Here is a 16,337-nt window from a genome sequence, read left to right as displayed (position 1 = left end):
TCGTATAAATACTTATGATGTGAGTTATAGAAGTGGAGACTTTCATCATGCAAAACAACATCAATCAAGACTATCAGCTTAAAGACAATATCAGTGCCACCACCGGGCGTATCTTCCTCACCGGCACTCAGGCTTTACTACGTATGCTCCTAAGTCAGGCGCGTCGCGATCAGTCTGCGGGGCTCAATACAGCTGGCTTTGTTTCAGGCTATAGAGGCTCACCCTTAGGTGGGGTGGACACCACCATGTGGCGCTATAAAAAAGAACTAGAAGCCGCCCATATTCGTTTTCAGCCTGCAATTAACGAAGACCTAGCTGCCTCCATGATGATGGGTACACAGCAATTAGACACCCACCCAAACAAAAACGTCGAAGGCGTCTTTGGTATGTGGTATGGCAAAGGCCCTGGCGTAGATCGAGCTGGCGACGCACTGCACCACGGTCATGCCGCAGGAGCTAGCCATAAGGGTGGTGTGCTTGTGGTGGTGGGTGATGACCATGTAGGGGTTTCCTCTTCTATTCCGCATACCAGCGAACAGGCTTTACGCCATTTTCGTATGCCCCTTATTCATCCTAGCTCGGTAGAAGAATACGAGTATTTTGGTCTGTGGGGTTGGGCGTTATCACGCTATTCCGGGGCATGGGTGGGCTTTAAGGCTATCACCGAGACCATTGAAAGCGGCCGAGCCTTTGAGATTCTAGAGGTGCCTACCTTTGATCTAGCCGCTACACCATCAGAGCATGCCCGCAGCTATGACGCAAAAGACTTTTTAACTCCTAATATAGAAAAACATATTGAAAGTCGCCTCTTAGCAGTACATGAGTTTGCACGTCTCTATCCATTAGACAAACTTCTGGATGCAGCCCCCGATGCCAAAGTTGGTATTATTACCTCTGGCAAAAGCACCCTAGATACCTTGGACGCTTTGCGTCAGTTACAAGAAAAACATGTATTGCCCGCCTTGCGTCACTATAAAGTGGGACTCAGCTGGCCATTAGTACCAGAAAGTCTACATGCCTTCGCACAGGGCCTAGACCATATTTTGGTCATTGAGGAAAAAGGCGATTTCATTGAGGCGCAGGTCAAAAATGCTCTGTTCCACTCAGCGCATCGTCCTACTGTCAGTGGTAAATTTGATCTTGATGGCTCCGAACTCATCCCTAGCTTTGGTCAAATCAGTCCTTCTATTGTAGAAAATGCATTGGCTTCGTGGTTAACACAGCATCAACTGCTTCATATCGAACACCATGCTATTGCCGCCGCCTGTCCTCTGCCTACCGTCAAAGGCTTAGATAGTTTTGGATTAACCCGTCGCCCCTATTTTTGCTCGGGTTGTCCACACAACAGCTCCACCAAAGTTCCTGAGGGCAGCAAAGCCTTAGCGGGTGTAGGTTGCCATTACATGGCCTCTTGGATGGATAGAAACACGCAAGGCCTAACCCAAATGGGCGGCGAAGGCACAGATTGGGTTGGCGCATCCGCCTTTATGGACCATGCCCATATTTTCCAAAACATGGGTGAAGGGACGTATTTTCACTCGGGCTACCTCGCGATTCGTCAGGCCATCGCTGCAGGTGCGAACATTACCTACAAAATCCTCTTTAACGATGCGGTAGCAATGACCGGTGGGCAGCCCGTAGATGGCCCTATTTCTGTGCCACGTATTTGTCAGCAAGTCATTGGCGAAGGGGCACAAAAAGTCGTTATTACGACCGATGAGCCCGAGCGTTATCAATCCATATCTTTGCCTGCTGGTATTCAGGTCCACCATCGTCGAGAACTAGATCGCATTCAACGTGAACTACGTGAAATCAAAGGCGTCACCATTTTGATTCATGATCAAACCTGTGCTGCCGAAAAGCGTCGTCGTCGCAAAAAGAACGAATTCCCTGACCCTAAACGCCGCATTTTTATTAACCCCGAGGTGTGTGAGGGTTGTGGCGATTGTGGTGTGCAATCAAACTGCTTATCCATTGTGCCTCTAGAAACAGAGCTAGGTAGAAAACGAGCCATTGACCAGTCCAGCTGTAATAAAGACTACAGCTGTGCAGAAGGCTTTTGCCCTAGTTTCGTTTCTGTCCTAGGGGCTGAACCCAAAAAAGCAGGGGGTATAGACAGTACAGAACTACAACGTCACATACACAGTTGTATTGAAACCTTGCCTCCGGCTTCCATTTCCGCAGCAGAGTGCAATTTGATCGTGGCTGGGATAGGTGGCACGGGTGTCATCACCATAGGCGCGATTGTCGCTATGGCAGCTCACTTAGAAAATCGTGCTGCCTCTGTGCTGGATATGACCGGCCTAGCCCAAAAAGGCGGTACCGTAATTAGCCATGTACGCATTGCCGCTAATGAACAGCCTGTAGGGGTCGTGCGCATCGACAACCAACAGGCGACTGTTGCCATTTTATGCGATAGCGTGGCGGCCAGTAATCCTGCTGCGGCACAATGTATTGCAACCGATAAAACGCACGTATTTATCAATGACTATTTGGCGCCCACATCTGAGTTCACACGAAATCCTGATGTAGCCCTACCCCGCACAGCCTTACTAGAGCAATTAGTACAGCATAGCGGCCCCGCCCATAGCGTGCACGTTGATGCGCATTATTTAGCCGAGCAACTATTTGGTGACAGCATTCTGTCCAATATGATGATGCTTGGAATTGCTTGGCAGCGAGGTGCTATCCCGTTGAGTTTAGCCGCCATTGAGCGCGCCATTGAGCTCAATGGGGTTGCGGTTCAAGCTAACCAATTAGCCTTTGAGACAGGCCGCTTATGGGTCGCACAGCCCGAATCTATTACTCAATTACTCAAGCAGAAAACGGCCCTTATTGCTCAGCGTCCAGAAAAGCTCGCTGATGCCATTAGTCTCTATGTAAAACGTCTGACCGCTTATCAAAATCAAGGTTATGCCCAACGTTTTGAGCGCCTCATTGCTTCGGTGCTTCATACCGAGCAACAGATCAAACCCGACTCAGAGCAATTAGCCCTAGAGGCGGCCCATAGTCTGTATAAACTCATGGCCTATAAAGATGAATACGAAGTGGCTCGTCTATATAGCTCACCCACGTTCGCCGCTCAGTTAGCGCAACAGTTTGAGGGTGATTTTGAGCTTAATTTCCATATGGCCCCACCTTGGATCAGTAAAATGGGCAGTAATGGGCGCCCTATGAAACGACAATTAGGAGCATGGATGATGAAGTTCTTCCCTGTTTTAGCCAAAGGAAAAAATCTACGGGGCACACCTTTAGATATTTTTGGTTATCAGGCTGAACGTAAAATGGAGCGTCAGCTGCGCGACAACTTAATGGAAACACTAAACCAATTACCACACCGTCTGAATGCCACTAACTACGAAGCCATGCTGGAATACGTACGCTTACCACAGCAAATTCGTGGCTTTGGCCCCGTAAAACACCTCGCCATGCAGCAAGTACAAAAACAACAACTGGCCCTTGAGATTTAATGTTTTTGTTTTTCGCCCCGTCGTGTTAATACTTTGCGCGATGGGCGTCATCGGTTAGACTTTTAAGCGTAGGCTGTGTATTGGCCTACGCTTTCTTGTTTTTGATGCAAAAGAAAAAAGGATCACTGTATGCTATATGCCGACAATCAACCAGCTCAACCTGTTAAAACCGAACCTAATCCAGCGGGTAACTGGCCTTACCCCTATGACAACACAGACGAAGAATAACTCAACTATCGCACCGCATGTTTAACGATATCTTTCAAGTCATCCTCCAGCTGGCCTTATCTTTACTAGGTATTGCCTTTCTTTTTCGTGCGTGGCTTTATGCAATACGCATGCCCCCATTCAACCCTTACTCGATGGCAATCCTTCAGGTGACTGACTGGGCGATACAACCCATACGTAAACTTATCCCCACACGAAAATTTATTGATATCCCAAGCCTACTTGCCGCTTGGCTTTGTGCCGTGATCTTTTTACTGGGTAGTTCTTTTTTATTAACGGGGCAATTTGTTTCGATAGAGCTGATGCCTCGTGTTCTATTAGCCAGTGTGTTTACAACCTTAAAATGGGCGTTTGATACTGCATGGTGGCTGCTATTGATACAGGTTATATTGTCTTGGGTTAATGCCAGATCTCCGATTACGCCTTTTTTACAGGCTCTAACGAATCCGATTATGAACCCAATCCGCAAACGTCTACCTGCAACAGGTGCGATTGATTTCTCACCGCTTATTGCTTTGTTAGGCTTGCAAATACTGAATATGGTGGTGCAACGCTTGAGCTTTGTGCTCATTGGACTTTGACATCCTCCCCTCCCTAAAGGAAGGGGATTCCTATGGCGCTCAGGCGCGGCATTGAGCCGCCTTATAAGGGATAGGCTGCCATCTACGCTGAAGTTACAGCGGTGTTACTCGGGTTGGGCCATTGCCACTCAGAACGCGTACCCGCTGTCCAGCCGTAAACATAATATCGGCTTCTTGGGCAATAGCACGTGTCTCACCATTATCCATGGTGACAGTAACCTCTAAGCCTTGACGTTTTTGAGTACGATTTTCTACGGCATTACCGGCAATACCACCCAGTAAAGCACCACCAATCGTCGCCAGTACATTCCCCCTGCCACCACCAATTGTGCTGCCAGCCACACCACCAATCGCCGCACCTGAAATGCCACCCACACCCGAAGGCTGATCGTTTTGAATGGTGACGTATCGCACTGACTGTACCGTACCTAAACGAACTATTTGTTCATTTTGGGCTTGGCCATAGGTATAAACAGAGCTGGAAGCTGAGCGATTAGCACACCCAGACACGAAAAGAGCTGACGCAATGGCAGCACCCAATACAACAAATCGAAGCTTCGATGTGCGCTGTGTAATTTGAGTCATAGCTACTCCAAAAGGTAAATCCCAATGTTTAAAATCAAGGCAACAGTTACGGGTAGTATTTTTCGACCGTAAAGCCATTTATCCGTTTATTTGCCAAGCTAACGGGTACTCGAACCGCATACTGCTCTGCAGCGCCAAAAGGGCGCTGCCGTTGGCTAGGTGCTAAATATTGATCTGGTGCTATAGCAACGGTCGCCATCACAGCGGCAGAGGCATCACTAAAACTCACAATCAATGTAGGCCATTCCTGAGCCCAGTTTAAATTATTTTTTAACTGCAGCTGTAAAAAATACGAGTATTGCTTTGTTGTCCCCGTGTTGGGTTGTTGCTGTAAGGCACTTTGTTTGATTTCAATCGCATTGATTTCTCTCGTGTAAGGGATCTTACAATCAGCCAAATCACACATTAGCTGTAATACAGGACGCGAGAACCCCGCCGTATTGGCGATTTGAGCCCTATACACATACAGCAACTGCAATCCCAACACCAAGAGCAAGAACCAAAACAATAACGCCCAAACCCCTTGCATCCATCCTGAGAGCTGAGCCGATGAGGGCGCTCTGTAGCTAGAGGAGCGCGGTTCAGGTGTAAACGTAAAATGCGCATTCCCATCACCAGAGGAAAAATGCGGCTCGGTATTTAAAGAGCTAGGCATTGAAAAAGCCGGAGGTATCCTGTCTGTTTTTTCATCTCTCTCTAGATATACTCGGATATCAGAGACAGAAGAGTCCACCGTACTTTGGATCGGCTGAGAACTGGTCATCGGACTTTGTGTCCGAGCCCGTGTAGGTATAACGGGCGCAATCGCGGCTACCCCCGTCGGCAACGGTCTTTCACCAATAAAATGCCAACGCAAATGAGGCGCCAAGGCCTTAATTTTGGGCGTGACCTGAGTGGGGGCAGGCGTTTTTTTAACGCCCCGCCCAACCTGATTGTCTACCGCACACTCATACGCATCAAAAATATGGGCGCATTTAGCACAACGCAATAAGCCTTTGCGTTGCTGCAACTGCTCCAGAGTCACATCAAAACGATAATCGCATTGAGGACATTGCGTTGTGAGTTCAATCATAGTCACACCTAATTCGATTAGTCGGTTGATTTTTGACCAACCAAACAAATCCAACCTTCGCGATCACGCCATGGTTGAAGCTGTATGTCTTTAGCGTACGCATCTTGCATTTCTGCCGTTTGCCACTCGAAAATACCGGCTAACACTAAATACCCACCCGGCTTTACCCGTGCAGATAACATAGGGGCCAACATTTTTAATGGATTAGACAGGATATTAGCCACCACGACATCGTATTGCCCCTCTGCCAAGCCATCAGGTAAGGTTGCATTTACATTCACCTGATTATTTTGCGCATTGGCTCGGGTCGATGAAACGGCCTGAGTATCCACATCCACCCCGTCCGTTTTACTAGCGCCTAATTTCTGAGCCGCAATACCTAAAATGCCCGAGCCACAACCATAATCTAATACTGATTGTCCTGACTGTAAATGCTCTGCAAGCCACTCTAAGCATAAATGAGTGGTGGCGTGGCTACCCGTACCAAAAGCAAGGCCTGGGTCCAATTGAATGCACACTTTGCCATCCACCTGAGCCTGTTGCGTAATTTCATCATCAGCATGCCAGCTTGGCACAATGAGGATTTTACTGCCCACCTCTATAGGCCCAAATTGAGCCTGGGTCATACGTACCCAGTCATTATCAGGCACATCACGGACAAACCAATCGTCATCGTTTAACTCAAGTACATGCTGATCACGCAGTTGCTGAACGATGATTACAGCCTCTAGGTCTTCGGGCAGCAAGGCCACCACGCGATTACGACTCCAGGCAAAAACCTCTGGCTCTAAACCGGGCTCGCCATAGAGCGGCTGTTCTTGATCCGTATTTTCATCCGCATCCTCTACGGAAACGGACAATACGCCCAGCTCCAATAACGCATCGGATACATTTTCTGCCTCTTGCTCGGCACACATTAAAACAATTTCACGCATAGTGATTCCCAAAAAATAAAAGCAGAGGCGAACCCCTGCTTTGTATTTTACCGCGACTTGAAGATTAAGGGCGTTTTGCCAGTTTTTCTTCGAGGTAATGGATACTAAATGAACCGGCTTGGAAATTAGGGTCCTGCATCAACTCACGATGTAGAGGGATATTCGTTTTAACCCCCTCGACAATCATTTCAGATAATGCAATATCCATACGCGCAATGGCTTGATCTCGCGTATCCCCATAGCTGATTAGCTTACCAATCATGGAGTCATAGTTAGAGGGCACGGTATAACCAGCAAACACATGCGAGTCCATACGAATCCCTGGCCCACCTGGTGTATGCCACTTGGTAATATGACCCGGACTAGGAATAAACTTAAATGGGTCTTCAGCGTTAATACGGCATTCTATAGAGTGGCCTTTAAACTGAATATCACGCTGACGTAGGGTGAATTTTTCTCCGGCAGCCACAAGAATTTGCTGCTGTACCAAGTCAATGCCAGTAATCATCTCTGTGATTGTGTGCTCAACCTGAATACGCGTGTTCATCTCAATGAAATAGAACTCGCCATTTTCATAGAGGAATTCAAAGGTACCAGCACCTCGGTAGCCTAGCTTATGACATGCCTCTACACAGCGATCACCAATCCGGTCAATCAATTTACGAGGAATACCAGGGGCCGGAGCCTCTTCGATAACCTTTTGATGACGACGCTGCATGGAGCAATCTCGCTCGCCTAACCATACCGCCTGCTTAGCGCCGTCGGCCAAGACTTGAATCTCGATATGACGCGGGTTTTGCAGGTACTTTTCCATGTAGAGATCTGGATTACCAAAAGCCGCTTCGGCTTCGGCGCGGGTCGTCGCAACAGCATTTAGTAGCGCACCTTCGGTCCAAACCACACGCATCCCACGACCGCCACCCCCACCTGAGGCCTTAACAATCACGGGATAGCCTACATCACGAGCTATCTGAATGACCTCGTCTGGATCATCAGGCAAGGCACCTGCAGAACCCGGTACCACAGGAACCCCTGCAGCAATCATGGTTTTTTTAGCGGTTACCTTGTCGCCCATCATGCGAATGGTTTCAGGACGAGGGCCAATAAATACAAAACCGCTTTTTTCTACACGTTCTGCAAAATCAGCGTTTTCGGCTAAGAACCCATAGCCTGGGTGGATAGCCTCTGCATCTGTGACCTCTGCCGCAGCGATAATCGCGGGCATATTCAAATAGCTTTCACGAGGGTTGGCTGGCCCAATACAGACAGACTCATCCGCTAGGCGCACATATTTGGCATCACGATCAGCCTCTGAGTGCACCACTACAGTTTTAATACCCATTTCGCGACAAGCGCGCTGGATGCGTAGGGCTATTTCTCCCCGGTTAGCGATAAGGATCTTTTCAAACATGAAACTAGCCAATCACAAACAAGGGCTGACCGTATTCTACGGGAGCACCGTTTTCAACAAGAATTTCTTTGATCACGCCACCTTTGTCTGCCTCAATTTCGTTGAGCAGTTTCATGGCCTCGATAATACATAAAGCATCACCTTCTTGGACGCTTTGGCCAATCTCTACAAATGGTGCGGCACCGGGATTAGGGGAACGATAGAGCGTACCTACCATCGGAGCTGTCACAACATGTCCGTCAGGAACAGCCGGTGTAGATTCGACTACGGCTGCGACGGGAGCTGCTGGAGCTGCAGCTGCCATTTGAGGCGCTGCGTATACCATCTGTTGAGGGGCAGCAGGGGCCGACTTAACAATTCTGACCTTGCCATCACCCTCGGTGACTTCGAGTTCAGAAATATCAGACTCTGCAACGAGGTCAATTAAGGTTTTAAGTTTTCTAAGATCCATGCATGTTTCCTGCCACACCACCGCCGTAAAGTAACCGGCTTGGGTGTTATAAAAATTGGATGAAATTAAGCCATAGCATAACGCAGGGCAGATTCGTAACCGTAAGCGCCTAGCCCCACAACTACCCCCTGAGCAATATCAGAAAGATAGGAGTGATGACGGAACGGTTCCCGTTTGTGCACATTGGATAAATGTACCTCTATGAAAGGAATCGCTACCGCAGCTAAAGCATCACGAATTGCCACACTAGTATGAGTATAAGCCCCGGCATTAATTAAAATGAAGTCCACTTGCTGTTGAGCTGCAGCGTGAATACGATCAACGAGCTGCCCCTCAGAGTTACTTTGAAATGTACTACATACCCCGCCCAAGTCAGATGCCAGCTGCACCAGATGTTGATTAATATCATCCAGTGTTTGCGCACCATAAATGTGCGGCTCGCGTGTGCCAAGCAGGTTTAAATTCGGACCGTGTATAACCAGTATATTGCTAGCCATTGCCAAATAAAGTTGTGATTATAGATCGCTTTTTTACGCCAAATTACCCCGTTTGTCTATAAAAACAGAGCTAAATTCTAAAAAAAGTTCTCTTAATTGCTGTAGTTTAATCGAAAATGCAGCAAGCTGCCGCCATCGACCCGTTAATTTTTTAAATTGCCTAAAATGGCCCCGAGGTGCTCTTTATTGATCTGTCCCAGTAGCTGCTCTTGGATAGAGCCATCCGCATTGATCACTAAAGTGTATGGCAACCCTCCTTTTGAGTTGCCTAATGCTTTCATTTGTTTTACCCCACTATGACCGGGTACGTACAGATCATACGATACAGCAATTTTTTCCAAAAACTTTTTTACATTACGTTGTGTATCAATCGCTAGTCCTACAAACTGCACATCTGAATGCGTCTGACTCAATGCTTCTAAATCCGGCATCTCCTCTACACAAGGAGGACACCATGTTGCCCAAAAATTGACCACGACTGGTTTGCCTTTATAGTTAGCCATTGACTGCGCTTGGCCATGTAAATCATCAAACTGCAAAGTAAACAAATCCACAGACTCAGCCTGAGCAGACGTCATCAACCAAAAACCACTGACTACAACCAGCTTGCGCAGGGAACTACAGATCGCCGATTTCATTCGTTTTCCTCTATTTTTCATCTTGTTTTAGAAAGTAGTGAGATGCAAATAGTTCCATTTTTCGCTGCAAGCCCCAAAATGTTGTCTAAAATGGGCTTATTGGAGGTTTTATGCATATTCATATTCTAGGTATTTGCGGCACTTTTATGGGTGGTCTAGCTCTGATCGCTCGCGCCGCAGGCCATACAGTTACAGGCTGTGATGCGGGGGTCTATCCGCCCATGAGCACACAACTACAAGAGCAAGGTATAGATCTAATCGAAGGCTATGGTGTAGAACAACTTGAGCTCAAACCTGATCTATTTGTGATTGGTAATGTAGTGAGCCGTGGCAACCCGTTAATGGAAGCCATTTTAGATCAAGGCTTAGCTTATACATCTGGCCCTCAGTGGCTAGGTGAAAATGTGCTCGCTCATCAGCATGTACTCGCTGTAGCAGGGACTCATGGCAAAACATCTACCAGTTCTATGTTAGCGTGGATTCTCGAACACAATGGCCTGAAGCCTAATTTTTTAATTGGCGGAGTCGCCCCAGACCTAGGGGTTTCTGCTCGATTTGATAAAAACCAACCCCTCTTTGTGATCGAGGCTGACGAATATGACACTGCCTTTTTTGATAAAAGGTCAAAGTTTGTCCACTACCGTCCACGTACTGCGATTTTAAATAATTTAGAGTTTGATCATGCTGATATTTTTGCGGATCTCTCTGCTATAGAAACCCAATTTCATCACCTAGTGCGCACTATTGCATCTACTGGGTTAATTATTCGCCCCGCACAAGCCCCCGCCTTAGATCGCGCTTTAGCCAGAGGCTGTTGGACTCCGGTAGAACGACTTGAGTCCCCAACGGGCTGGTACTCAGAACAGAGTAACGCTGATCCCGTCAGCATTTTCTTTGATGGCAAAAAACAGGGTGAAATTCACTGGCATCTCAGTGGAGAACACAACCGTCTCAATGCCTTAGCTGCCATCGCAGCGGCGCACCATGTAGGGATTGAGCCAAGCGACAGCTGCGCTGCATTAAGTCAATTTCAAGGGATTAAACGGCGTATGGAATTACGCGGTACGATTCATCAGATTCGTGTCTATGATGATTTTGCGCACCACCCTACAGCCATCGCATTGACCTTAGAGGGCCTAGCAAAACAAATCACGCCAAATGAACGTATCATCGCTGTACTTGAGCCTCGATCCAACACGATGAAACTGGGTGCTATGGCAGCTCGTTTACCCGAATCACTGGCTTGTGCTGATCATACGTTTTGTTATAGCGAGAACCAAGGCAAACACGCATTAAATTGGGATGCCCAAGCCACTTTTGCCCCGCTAGGCGATAAGGCTTCAGTAATCAATGATCTCAATGCCTTAGCGGCAGCCGTCATTGAAAAAGCCCAACCCCATGACCATATTGTTATCATGAGTAACGGTAGCTTTGGGGGCGTACATGAAAAGATTCTCCAAGGCTTAACTCAACGTTTTGGGGCCAATCCATGATTTTATACCTACATGGCTTTAGGTCTTCTCCAAGCTCCTATAAAGCGCAGGTTTTGGCTAAGGCGGTGGCTGAAAAAGGCTGGCAAGATCAGTGGGTCTGCCCACAACTACCTGAAAGCCCAGCTGCAGCGATTGCTCTTTGCAATCAACTCATCCAAGAAGCCAACCTCACTGACCCCGCCACAGACTTACGTATTATTGGCTCGTCGTTAGGCGGTTATTATGCCCACGTCCTGGCTGAACAATGGGGCTGCAAGGCACTATTACTTAATCCTGCCGTGCACGCCCCTCGCGATTTAGCCACTCAGGTTGGTGAGCACCGTTACTATCACTCTGATGTGCCTTTTGTGTTTCATGCTAATTATATAGATGAGCTCACAGCCATGCAGCCCTCGGTCACTACACAGCCACAACGTTATTATTTAATCGCTGCCAGTGGTGATGAGGTATTAAATTACCAAGAGATGCTGCACACCTTTTCAGGTAGCCAGGGTTTTCTGATCTTTGGCAGTGATCACGGTATTTCTGACTTTGATCTTTACCTTAGCCCTGTTTTACACTTTATAGCTCCTTCGATAGGCAGTTAATTTTCTGCTTTTTGTTTTAATGCTCTAGGATACTTATGTACGTCCTTTTTGAAGACAGCGGCAAATTCAAAGCCGAAAAAATTTTTGCTGATGCCGACTCCACCATGCAGGTAGAGTCAGCCAGTGGTAAACGCAGCAAAATTCGCAAAAACAATGTGTTTTTTGAGTTTGCTCAGCCAGACCCCACCACGCTTTTAGAGCAAGCCGAACAATTAGCTGCCGAATTCGATGTGGATTTTTTATGGGAATGTGCGCCTAAAGAGGAATTCTCAGCAATAGAGTTTGCTGAGGACTATTTTGGTCACACCCCTAGTGCCGTTGAAAAAACAGCACTTATTTTTGCCTTGCATGGCGCTCCCGCGTATTTTCACCGCAAAGGCAAAGGGCTGTACCGGCCCGCCCCCCCTGAAATCCTAGAGGCCGCTTTAGCCGCTATAGAAAAAAAGCGCCTCCAAGCCGAACAGCAAGATGCGTGGACCCAAGCCATGATTGCAGGCGAGCTGCCTGAACCCATTGCTGCTATCGCTAACTCACTCTTATCAACGCCTGACAAAAACACACTAGAGTGGAAAGCCTTTGATGCCGCTGTCCAACATCTAGGCGTTAGCCCCGAAAAACTACTGTTAGACCTCAATGCATGGTCTAGCCCATTAGCTCTACACCGCCATCGCTTTTTTTCAAACTACTTTCCTCGGGGCATTGAGTTTCCTGAGATCGAGTTAGCGACGGAATGGGGTACAGAATTACCCGTGGCAGATATAGAGGCTTACTCCGTCGATGACGAAGGCACCAATGAAATTGATGACGCGCTTTCCATTCAGTCCATCGGTGAAAACCAATGGCGAGTAGGTGTGCATATTGCCACCCCTGGCCTTGCCGTACAACGAGATAACGAACTCGATCAACTGGCGCGAAAACGGCTCTCTACGCTTTACACACCTGGGCAAAAAGTGCCAATGCTGCCCGAAGCCGTCATTCGTCAATTCTCTTTAGATCAAGGGCTCAGCCGACCCGCCATTTCACTCTATGTAGATATTGATCTAGAAAAAGCCGAGATTCTGCAAAGCCAAACTCGACTAGAACGAATTGTCGTTAAAGAAAATCTACGCCAACATAAACTAGACCCGCTCGTAACCCAAGAGGCGCTGGACAATCCTGACAGTGACATCCCCTATGCACATTGGATTCGGCCACTATGGGCGGTAACGCAATATTTAGCTAAACAGCGAGAGCTAGTACGAGGTCGCCCTGAGAACAATAATCGGGTTGAGTTTTTATTTGATTTAGATGGCGCCGCCGATGATCCAGATAGCCTAGTTCGTCTTATCCCTCGGGTTCGAAATGCGCCCATCGGTTTAATTACCGCTGAAATGATGATTTTAGCCAATAATCACTGGGGCGGACTATTGGCTCAGCACGATGTACCTGGCATTTACCGCTCTCAACAAAATATGCGTACACGTATGTCCACTCATGCTCTGCCACATGACAGCATTGGAGTCCCTCAATACGCATGGTCCACTTCGCCCTTGCGTCGTTATGTGGACTTAGTAAATCAATGGCAAATTCTCGCTGCAGCCGAACATGGTGTATCTGCCCGCCTTGTTGCCCCCTTTAAACCCAAAGAGGCTGATTTATTTGGTATTGTGGGTGCTTTTGAGGCGCAATACACCGCATGGAATGACTTCCAAAACACAATTGAACGCTATTGGGTGCTACGGTGGTTACAGCAGCAAAATATTCAGCAAATGTCCGCGACAGTGATCAAAGAAGATCTAGTACGCTTTGATTCCGCCCCCTTTGTCATGCGGGTACCCGGCTTAGGCGAGCTAGAGCGAGGCCAGCAACTGATGCTTGATATACTAAGCGTCAATGAGCTTGATCTAACCGTAGAGGCTCGATTACGTGAACTAATTCAGCCCCCCTCCACAGAGGATCACCCAGAGGCCTAAGCCCCTTTTATGTCATTACGCCATGCTTCTATTCTGTCTGACTTTCTGTGGCCAGCCGTGATTTTATCTCTGCTGGCCCACGGGTTAGTGCTGTATTACGCATGGCCTAATGGCATAGAAAAAAAGACGTTATCCACTGAACCTACCATTGCTCTTATTAACTATAAAAATGAAGAGCCCGTTCTCAATGCTCTTTTACTCGCTCAATGGCAAGCAGCAGGTGGCGGCGAAAGTCATGACCAAGAGGCTGCCAGCGCCCCATTTAGTGGCCAAAACACACCTAGCCCTAATGATTTGGTGCTACAGGCTATGCGTGAACGGCTACGTCAAATGGAGCAAAATCAACAAGCACGGTTAGTGCAGTTAGAATCCGAGTGGCAAGCCTTACACGCGACACCAGATAGCGAACCTGAATCAGAACATACGGGGCAACAAGACCAAGACGAACACACCTTACGTTTATCCCGCGAACTACACGTATTAAAATCTCAAATCACGCATTACAACTCTCAGCCTCGTATCCATTTTGATGCCCCTTCGGCTAATGCCTCGCCCTACGCCGCCTACATTGAAGATTGGCGCGCTAAAATAGAACGCTTAGGAACAGAGCACTATCCCGATCAAGCTAAAGGCCTGCTATCCGATGCTCTACAATTAACCGTTTATATAGATAAAAATGGCAGTCTACTCAAGGTAGACATACACCAACCCGCTCAGAACCCTATTTTTAACGTGGCTGCGCAACGAATTATTCGTCTTGCTGCTCCGTTTGGCCCTTTTAGCCCCGAAATGCAAGAGCACTCCGACGTGATTGCTATTACCCGCAGTTGGCGCTTTACTCAAGGCAGTTTAACGACTGAATAATTACCTATGCCCCTACCTTCTACTTTGCATTGTGCCGTCGTAGGCAACCCCATTGCCCACAGCCGTTCTCCTGAGATCCACCATGCTTTTGCAAAGCAATTTGGCCTGCGTGTTGATTATCAGCGTATGTTGGCTGACCCGAATGACTTTGCCGATCATGTACGTGCGTTCTTTGCCCAAGGAGGTAAAGGACTAAACATCACGGTCCCTTTTAAAGAAACCGCTTTTGCACTAGCTACCCATCACAGCCCCAGCGCACAGCTAGCAGGTGCAGCGAATACCTTATGGCTAGAAAATGGACAGCTACACGCTTGCAATACCGATGGCATCGGTCTGGTTAATGATTTAACACGATTAGGTTTTGCTCCTGCTAACCAACGTATATTACTCATCGGGGCGGGTGGAGCGGCTAAAGGGGTGCTGCTCCCATTACTGGAGGCAGGGGCAGCACATATCCGAGTTATCAATCGCTCCTCTGTTAAAGCCCACGCCTTAATCGAACACATTGCCCTGCTTCAACCTAATTATGCGGCTCGTCTGGAGGCTGGCGACCTAGACACAACCAATGGGGTATGGGACATCATCATTAATGCCACCTCTAGCAGCCTAGATCAAAAAAACCCCTTAAATCAGCCCATTGAATGTAGTCAGCATTCACTCGCCTATGACATGATGTATGGAGCCGAGCCATCCACTTTCATGAAAGAATGCGTCACTTACGGGGCAACTCAATGTGCCGATGGTCTAGGAATGTTGGTCGGTCAAGCAGCTCAAAGCTTTTTCATCTGGCATGGCCTACAGCCCGATACCGAATCTGTACTCCACGATTTACGTCAACGCCTATAAATGATGACTACCCGTTCACCAAGTCGAATAAAACGCATTACGATTATTTTGCTGGTTTCGCTCGTTTTATTTATCTGCTATCAGTTCAGCTTTTTAGTGCGCATAGTGTGGTTTAACTATTACAACCCACAGTCCAGCGCCATCATGCGCCAAACCCTCGCTGAATTACGGCACCAAGACCCTGATGCCCAAATACAGTTTGAGTGGGTTAAATACGAACACATTAGCGATCACTTAAAGCGCGCGGTAATTAGTTCTGAAGATGCAAATTTTCTGGAGCATCAAGGCGTAGAATGGGAGGCGATTCGCAATGCGTGGGAATACAATAAGCAGCAAGCCTCTCAAGGCTCCGAGCGTCGTCGTGGCGGGTCCACCCTAACCCAACAACTCGCAAAAAACCTGTTCTTGTCTAACTCTCGTAGCTATACACGTAAAGGCCAAGAACTTATTCTTAGCTACATGATTGAATACAGCATGTCTAAACAACGCATCTTAGAGCTTTATCTCAATATTGCTCAATGGGGGCAATCAGAGTTCGGAGCTCAAGCCGCTGCGAAACGCTATTTTCATAGTACAGCTCAAAACCTGACGGCTACCCAAGCTGCCCGTTTAGCCGCTATGCTGCCCAATCCTATTTTTTATGACAAAAATGGGAACACCCCTTTTCTACAACGCCGCACGAACACCATCGTGCAACGTATGCGCCAAGTCAGCGCCCCTTAACTAC

15 protein-coding genes are annotated in these 16,337 nt (G+C 47.7%); 8 read left to right on the top strand and 7 right to left on the bottom strand.

From position 1 onward, the window contains the following. The first annotated feature begins 47 nt into the window (after positions 1–47). Both Q0Z62_RS02180 and Q0Z62_RS02175 read left to right on the top strand, forming a co-directional pair. Complete coding sequence (locus Q0Z62_RS02180) at positions 48–3,470, top strand: indolepyruvate ferredoxin oxidoreductase family protein (protein WP_298050403.1); 3,423 nt, start codon at positions 48–50, stop codon at positions 3,468–3,470. 245 nt (positions 3,471–3,715) lie between these two features. After that, positions 3,716–4,279, top strand: a complete 564-nt coding sequence (locus tag Q0Z62_RS02175) for a YggT family protein (RefSeq protein ID WP_269901260.1) — start codon at positions 3,716–3,718, stop codon at positions 4,277–4,279. A 93-nt stretch (positions 4,280–4,372) separates the two neighbouring features. Here Q0Z62_RS02175 and Q0Z62_RS02170 read toward each other — a convergent pair whose 3' ends face one another. The 7 genes from Q0Z62_RS02170 to Q0Z62_RS02140 all read right to left on the bottom strand — a co-directional run bounded on the left by Q0Z62_RS02170 (position 4,373) and on the right by Q0Z62_RS02140 (position 9,868). Further along, a complete protein-coding gene (locus Q0Z62_RS02170) occupies positions 4,373–4,864 on the bottom strand; it encodes a glycine zipper 2TM domain-containing protein (protein WP_269901259.1) in 492 nt (163 codons plus the stop codon). Between the two features lie 46 nt (positions 4,865–4,910). Further along, positions 4,911–5,936, bottom strand: coding sequence for a zinc-ribbon and DUF3426 domain-containing protein (locus Q0Z62_RS02165; RefSeq protein ID WP_298050399.1), 1,026 nt, complete (start codon positions 5,934–5,936; stop codon positions 4,911–4,913). 17 nt (positions 5,937–5,953) lie between these two features. Continuing rightward, positions 5,954–6,871: a 50S ribosomal protein L11 methyltransferase gene (gene prmA, locus Q0Z62_RS02160; protein WP_269901257.1), complete on the bottom strand. Its 918-nt coding sequence runs from the start codon at positions 6,869–6,871 to the stop codon at positions 5,954–5,956. A gap of 64 nt (positions 6,872–6,935) precedes the next feature. Further along, positions 6,936–8,282 carry an acetyl-CoA carboxylase biotin carboxylase subunit gene (accC, locus tag Q0Z62_RS02155; RefSeq protein ID WP_269901256.1) on the bottom strand — a complete coding sequence of 449 codons (1,347 nt, stop codon included), beginning with the start codon at positions 8,280–8,282 and terminating at the stop codon, positions 6,936–6,938. A gap of 4 nt (positions 8,283–8,286) precedes the next feature. Continuing rightward, on the bottom strand, positions 8,287–8,733 hold the full coding sequence (gene accB, locus Q0Z62_RS02150) for an acetyl-CoA carboxylase biotin carboxyl carrier protein (RefSeq protein WP_298050394.1): 447 nt from the start codon (positions 8,731–8,733) through the stop codon (positions 8,287–8,289). A gap of 65 nt (positions 8,734–8,798) precedes the next feature. Next, entirely contained in the window at positions 8,799–9,230 is a 432-nt protein-coding gene (gene aroQ / locus Q0Z62_RS02145; protein ID WP_269901254.1) for a type II 3-dehydroquinate dehydratase, read from the bottom strand. A gap of 143 nt (positions 9,231–9,373) precedes the next feature. Continuing rightward, positions 9,374–9,868, bottom strand: coding sequence for a TlpA disulfide reductase family protein (locus Q0Z62_RS02140; RefSeq protein WP_298050392.1), 495 nt, complete (start codon positions 9,866–9,868; stop codon positions 9,374–9,376). A gap of 110 nt (positions 9,869–9,978) precedes the next feature. Between Q0Z62_RS02140 and mpl the strand changes: the two genes are divergently transcribed. The 6 genes from mpl to mtgA are packed head-to-tail and all read left to right on the top strand — an operon-like array spanning position 9,979 to position 16,333. Beyond that, positions 9,979–11,361, top strand: a complete 1,383-nt coding sequence (mpl, locus tag Q0Z62_RS02135; protein ID WP_298050390.1) for a UDP-N-acetylmuramate:L-alanyl-gamma-D-glutamyl-meso-diaminopimelate ligase — start codon at positions 9,979–9,981, stop codon at positions 11,359–11,361. Next, a complete protein-coding gene (locus tag Q0Z62_RS02130; RefSeq protein ID WP_298050388.1) occupies positions 11,358–11,948 on the top strand; it encodes a YqiA/YcfP family alpha/beta fold hydrolase in 591 nt (196 codons plus the stop codon). Before mpl ends, Q0Z62_RS02130 begins: the two co-directional genes overlap by 4 nt. Positions 11,949–11,983: 35 nt before the next feature. Next, the gene (locus tag Q0Z62_RS02125; RefSeq protein ID WP_298050386.1) at positions 11,984–13,900 is read left to right on the top strand and encodes a ribonuclease catalytic domain-containing protein; all 1,917 of its coding nucleotides are present in this window, start codon (positions 11,984–11,986) and stop codon (positions 13,898–13,900) included. Between the two features lie 9 nt (positions 13,901–13,909). After that, positions 13,910–14,764, top strand: a complete 855-nt coding sequence (locus tag Q0Z62_RS02120; RefSeq protein WP_298050384.1) for an energy transducer TonB — start codon at positions 13,910–13,912, stop codon at positions 14,762–14,764. 6 nt (positions 14,765–14,770) lie between these two features. Then, on the top strand, positions 14,771–15,610 hold the full coding sequence (aroE, locus tag Q0Z62_RS02115; RefSeq protein WP_298050382.1) for a shikimate dehydrogenase: 840 nt from the start codon (positions 14,771–14,773) through the stop codon (positions 15,608–15,610). Further along, positions 15,611–16,333 carry a monofunctional biosynthetic peptidoglycan transglycosylase gene (gene mtgA / locus Q0Z62_RS02110; RefSeq protein WP_298050380.1) on the top strand — a complete coding sequence of 241 codons (723 nt, stop codon included), beginning with the start codon at positions 15,611–15,613 and terminating at the stop codon, positions 16,331–16,333. It abuts the gene before it with no gap. Positions 16,334–16,337: the final 4 nt, after the last annotated feature.

Source organism: uncultured Paenalcaligenes sp. (genome assembly GCF_947630565.1).
In the GTDB taxonomy this organism is placed as follows: Bacteria; Pseudomonadota; Gammaproteobacteria; order Burkholderiales; family Burkholderiaceae_B; genus Paenalcaligenes; species Paenalcaligenes faecalis.
The sequence above is the reverse complement of the archived record's forward strand: the minus strand, read 5'-3'. Positions and strand labels throughout refer to the sequence as shown.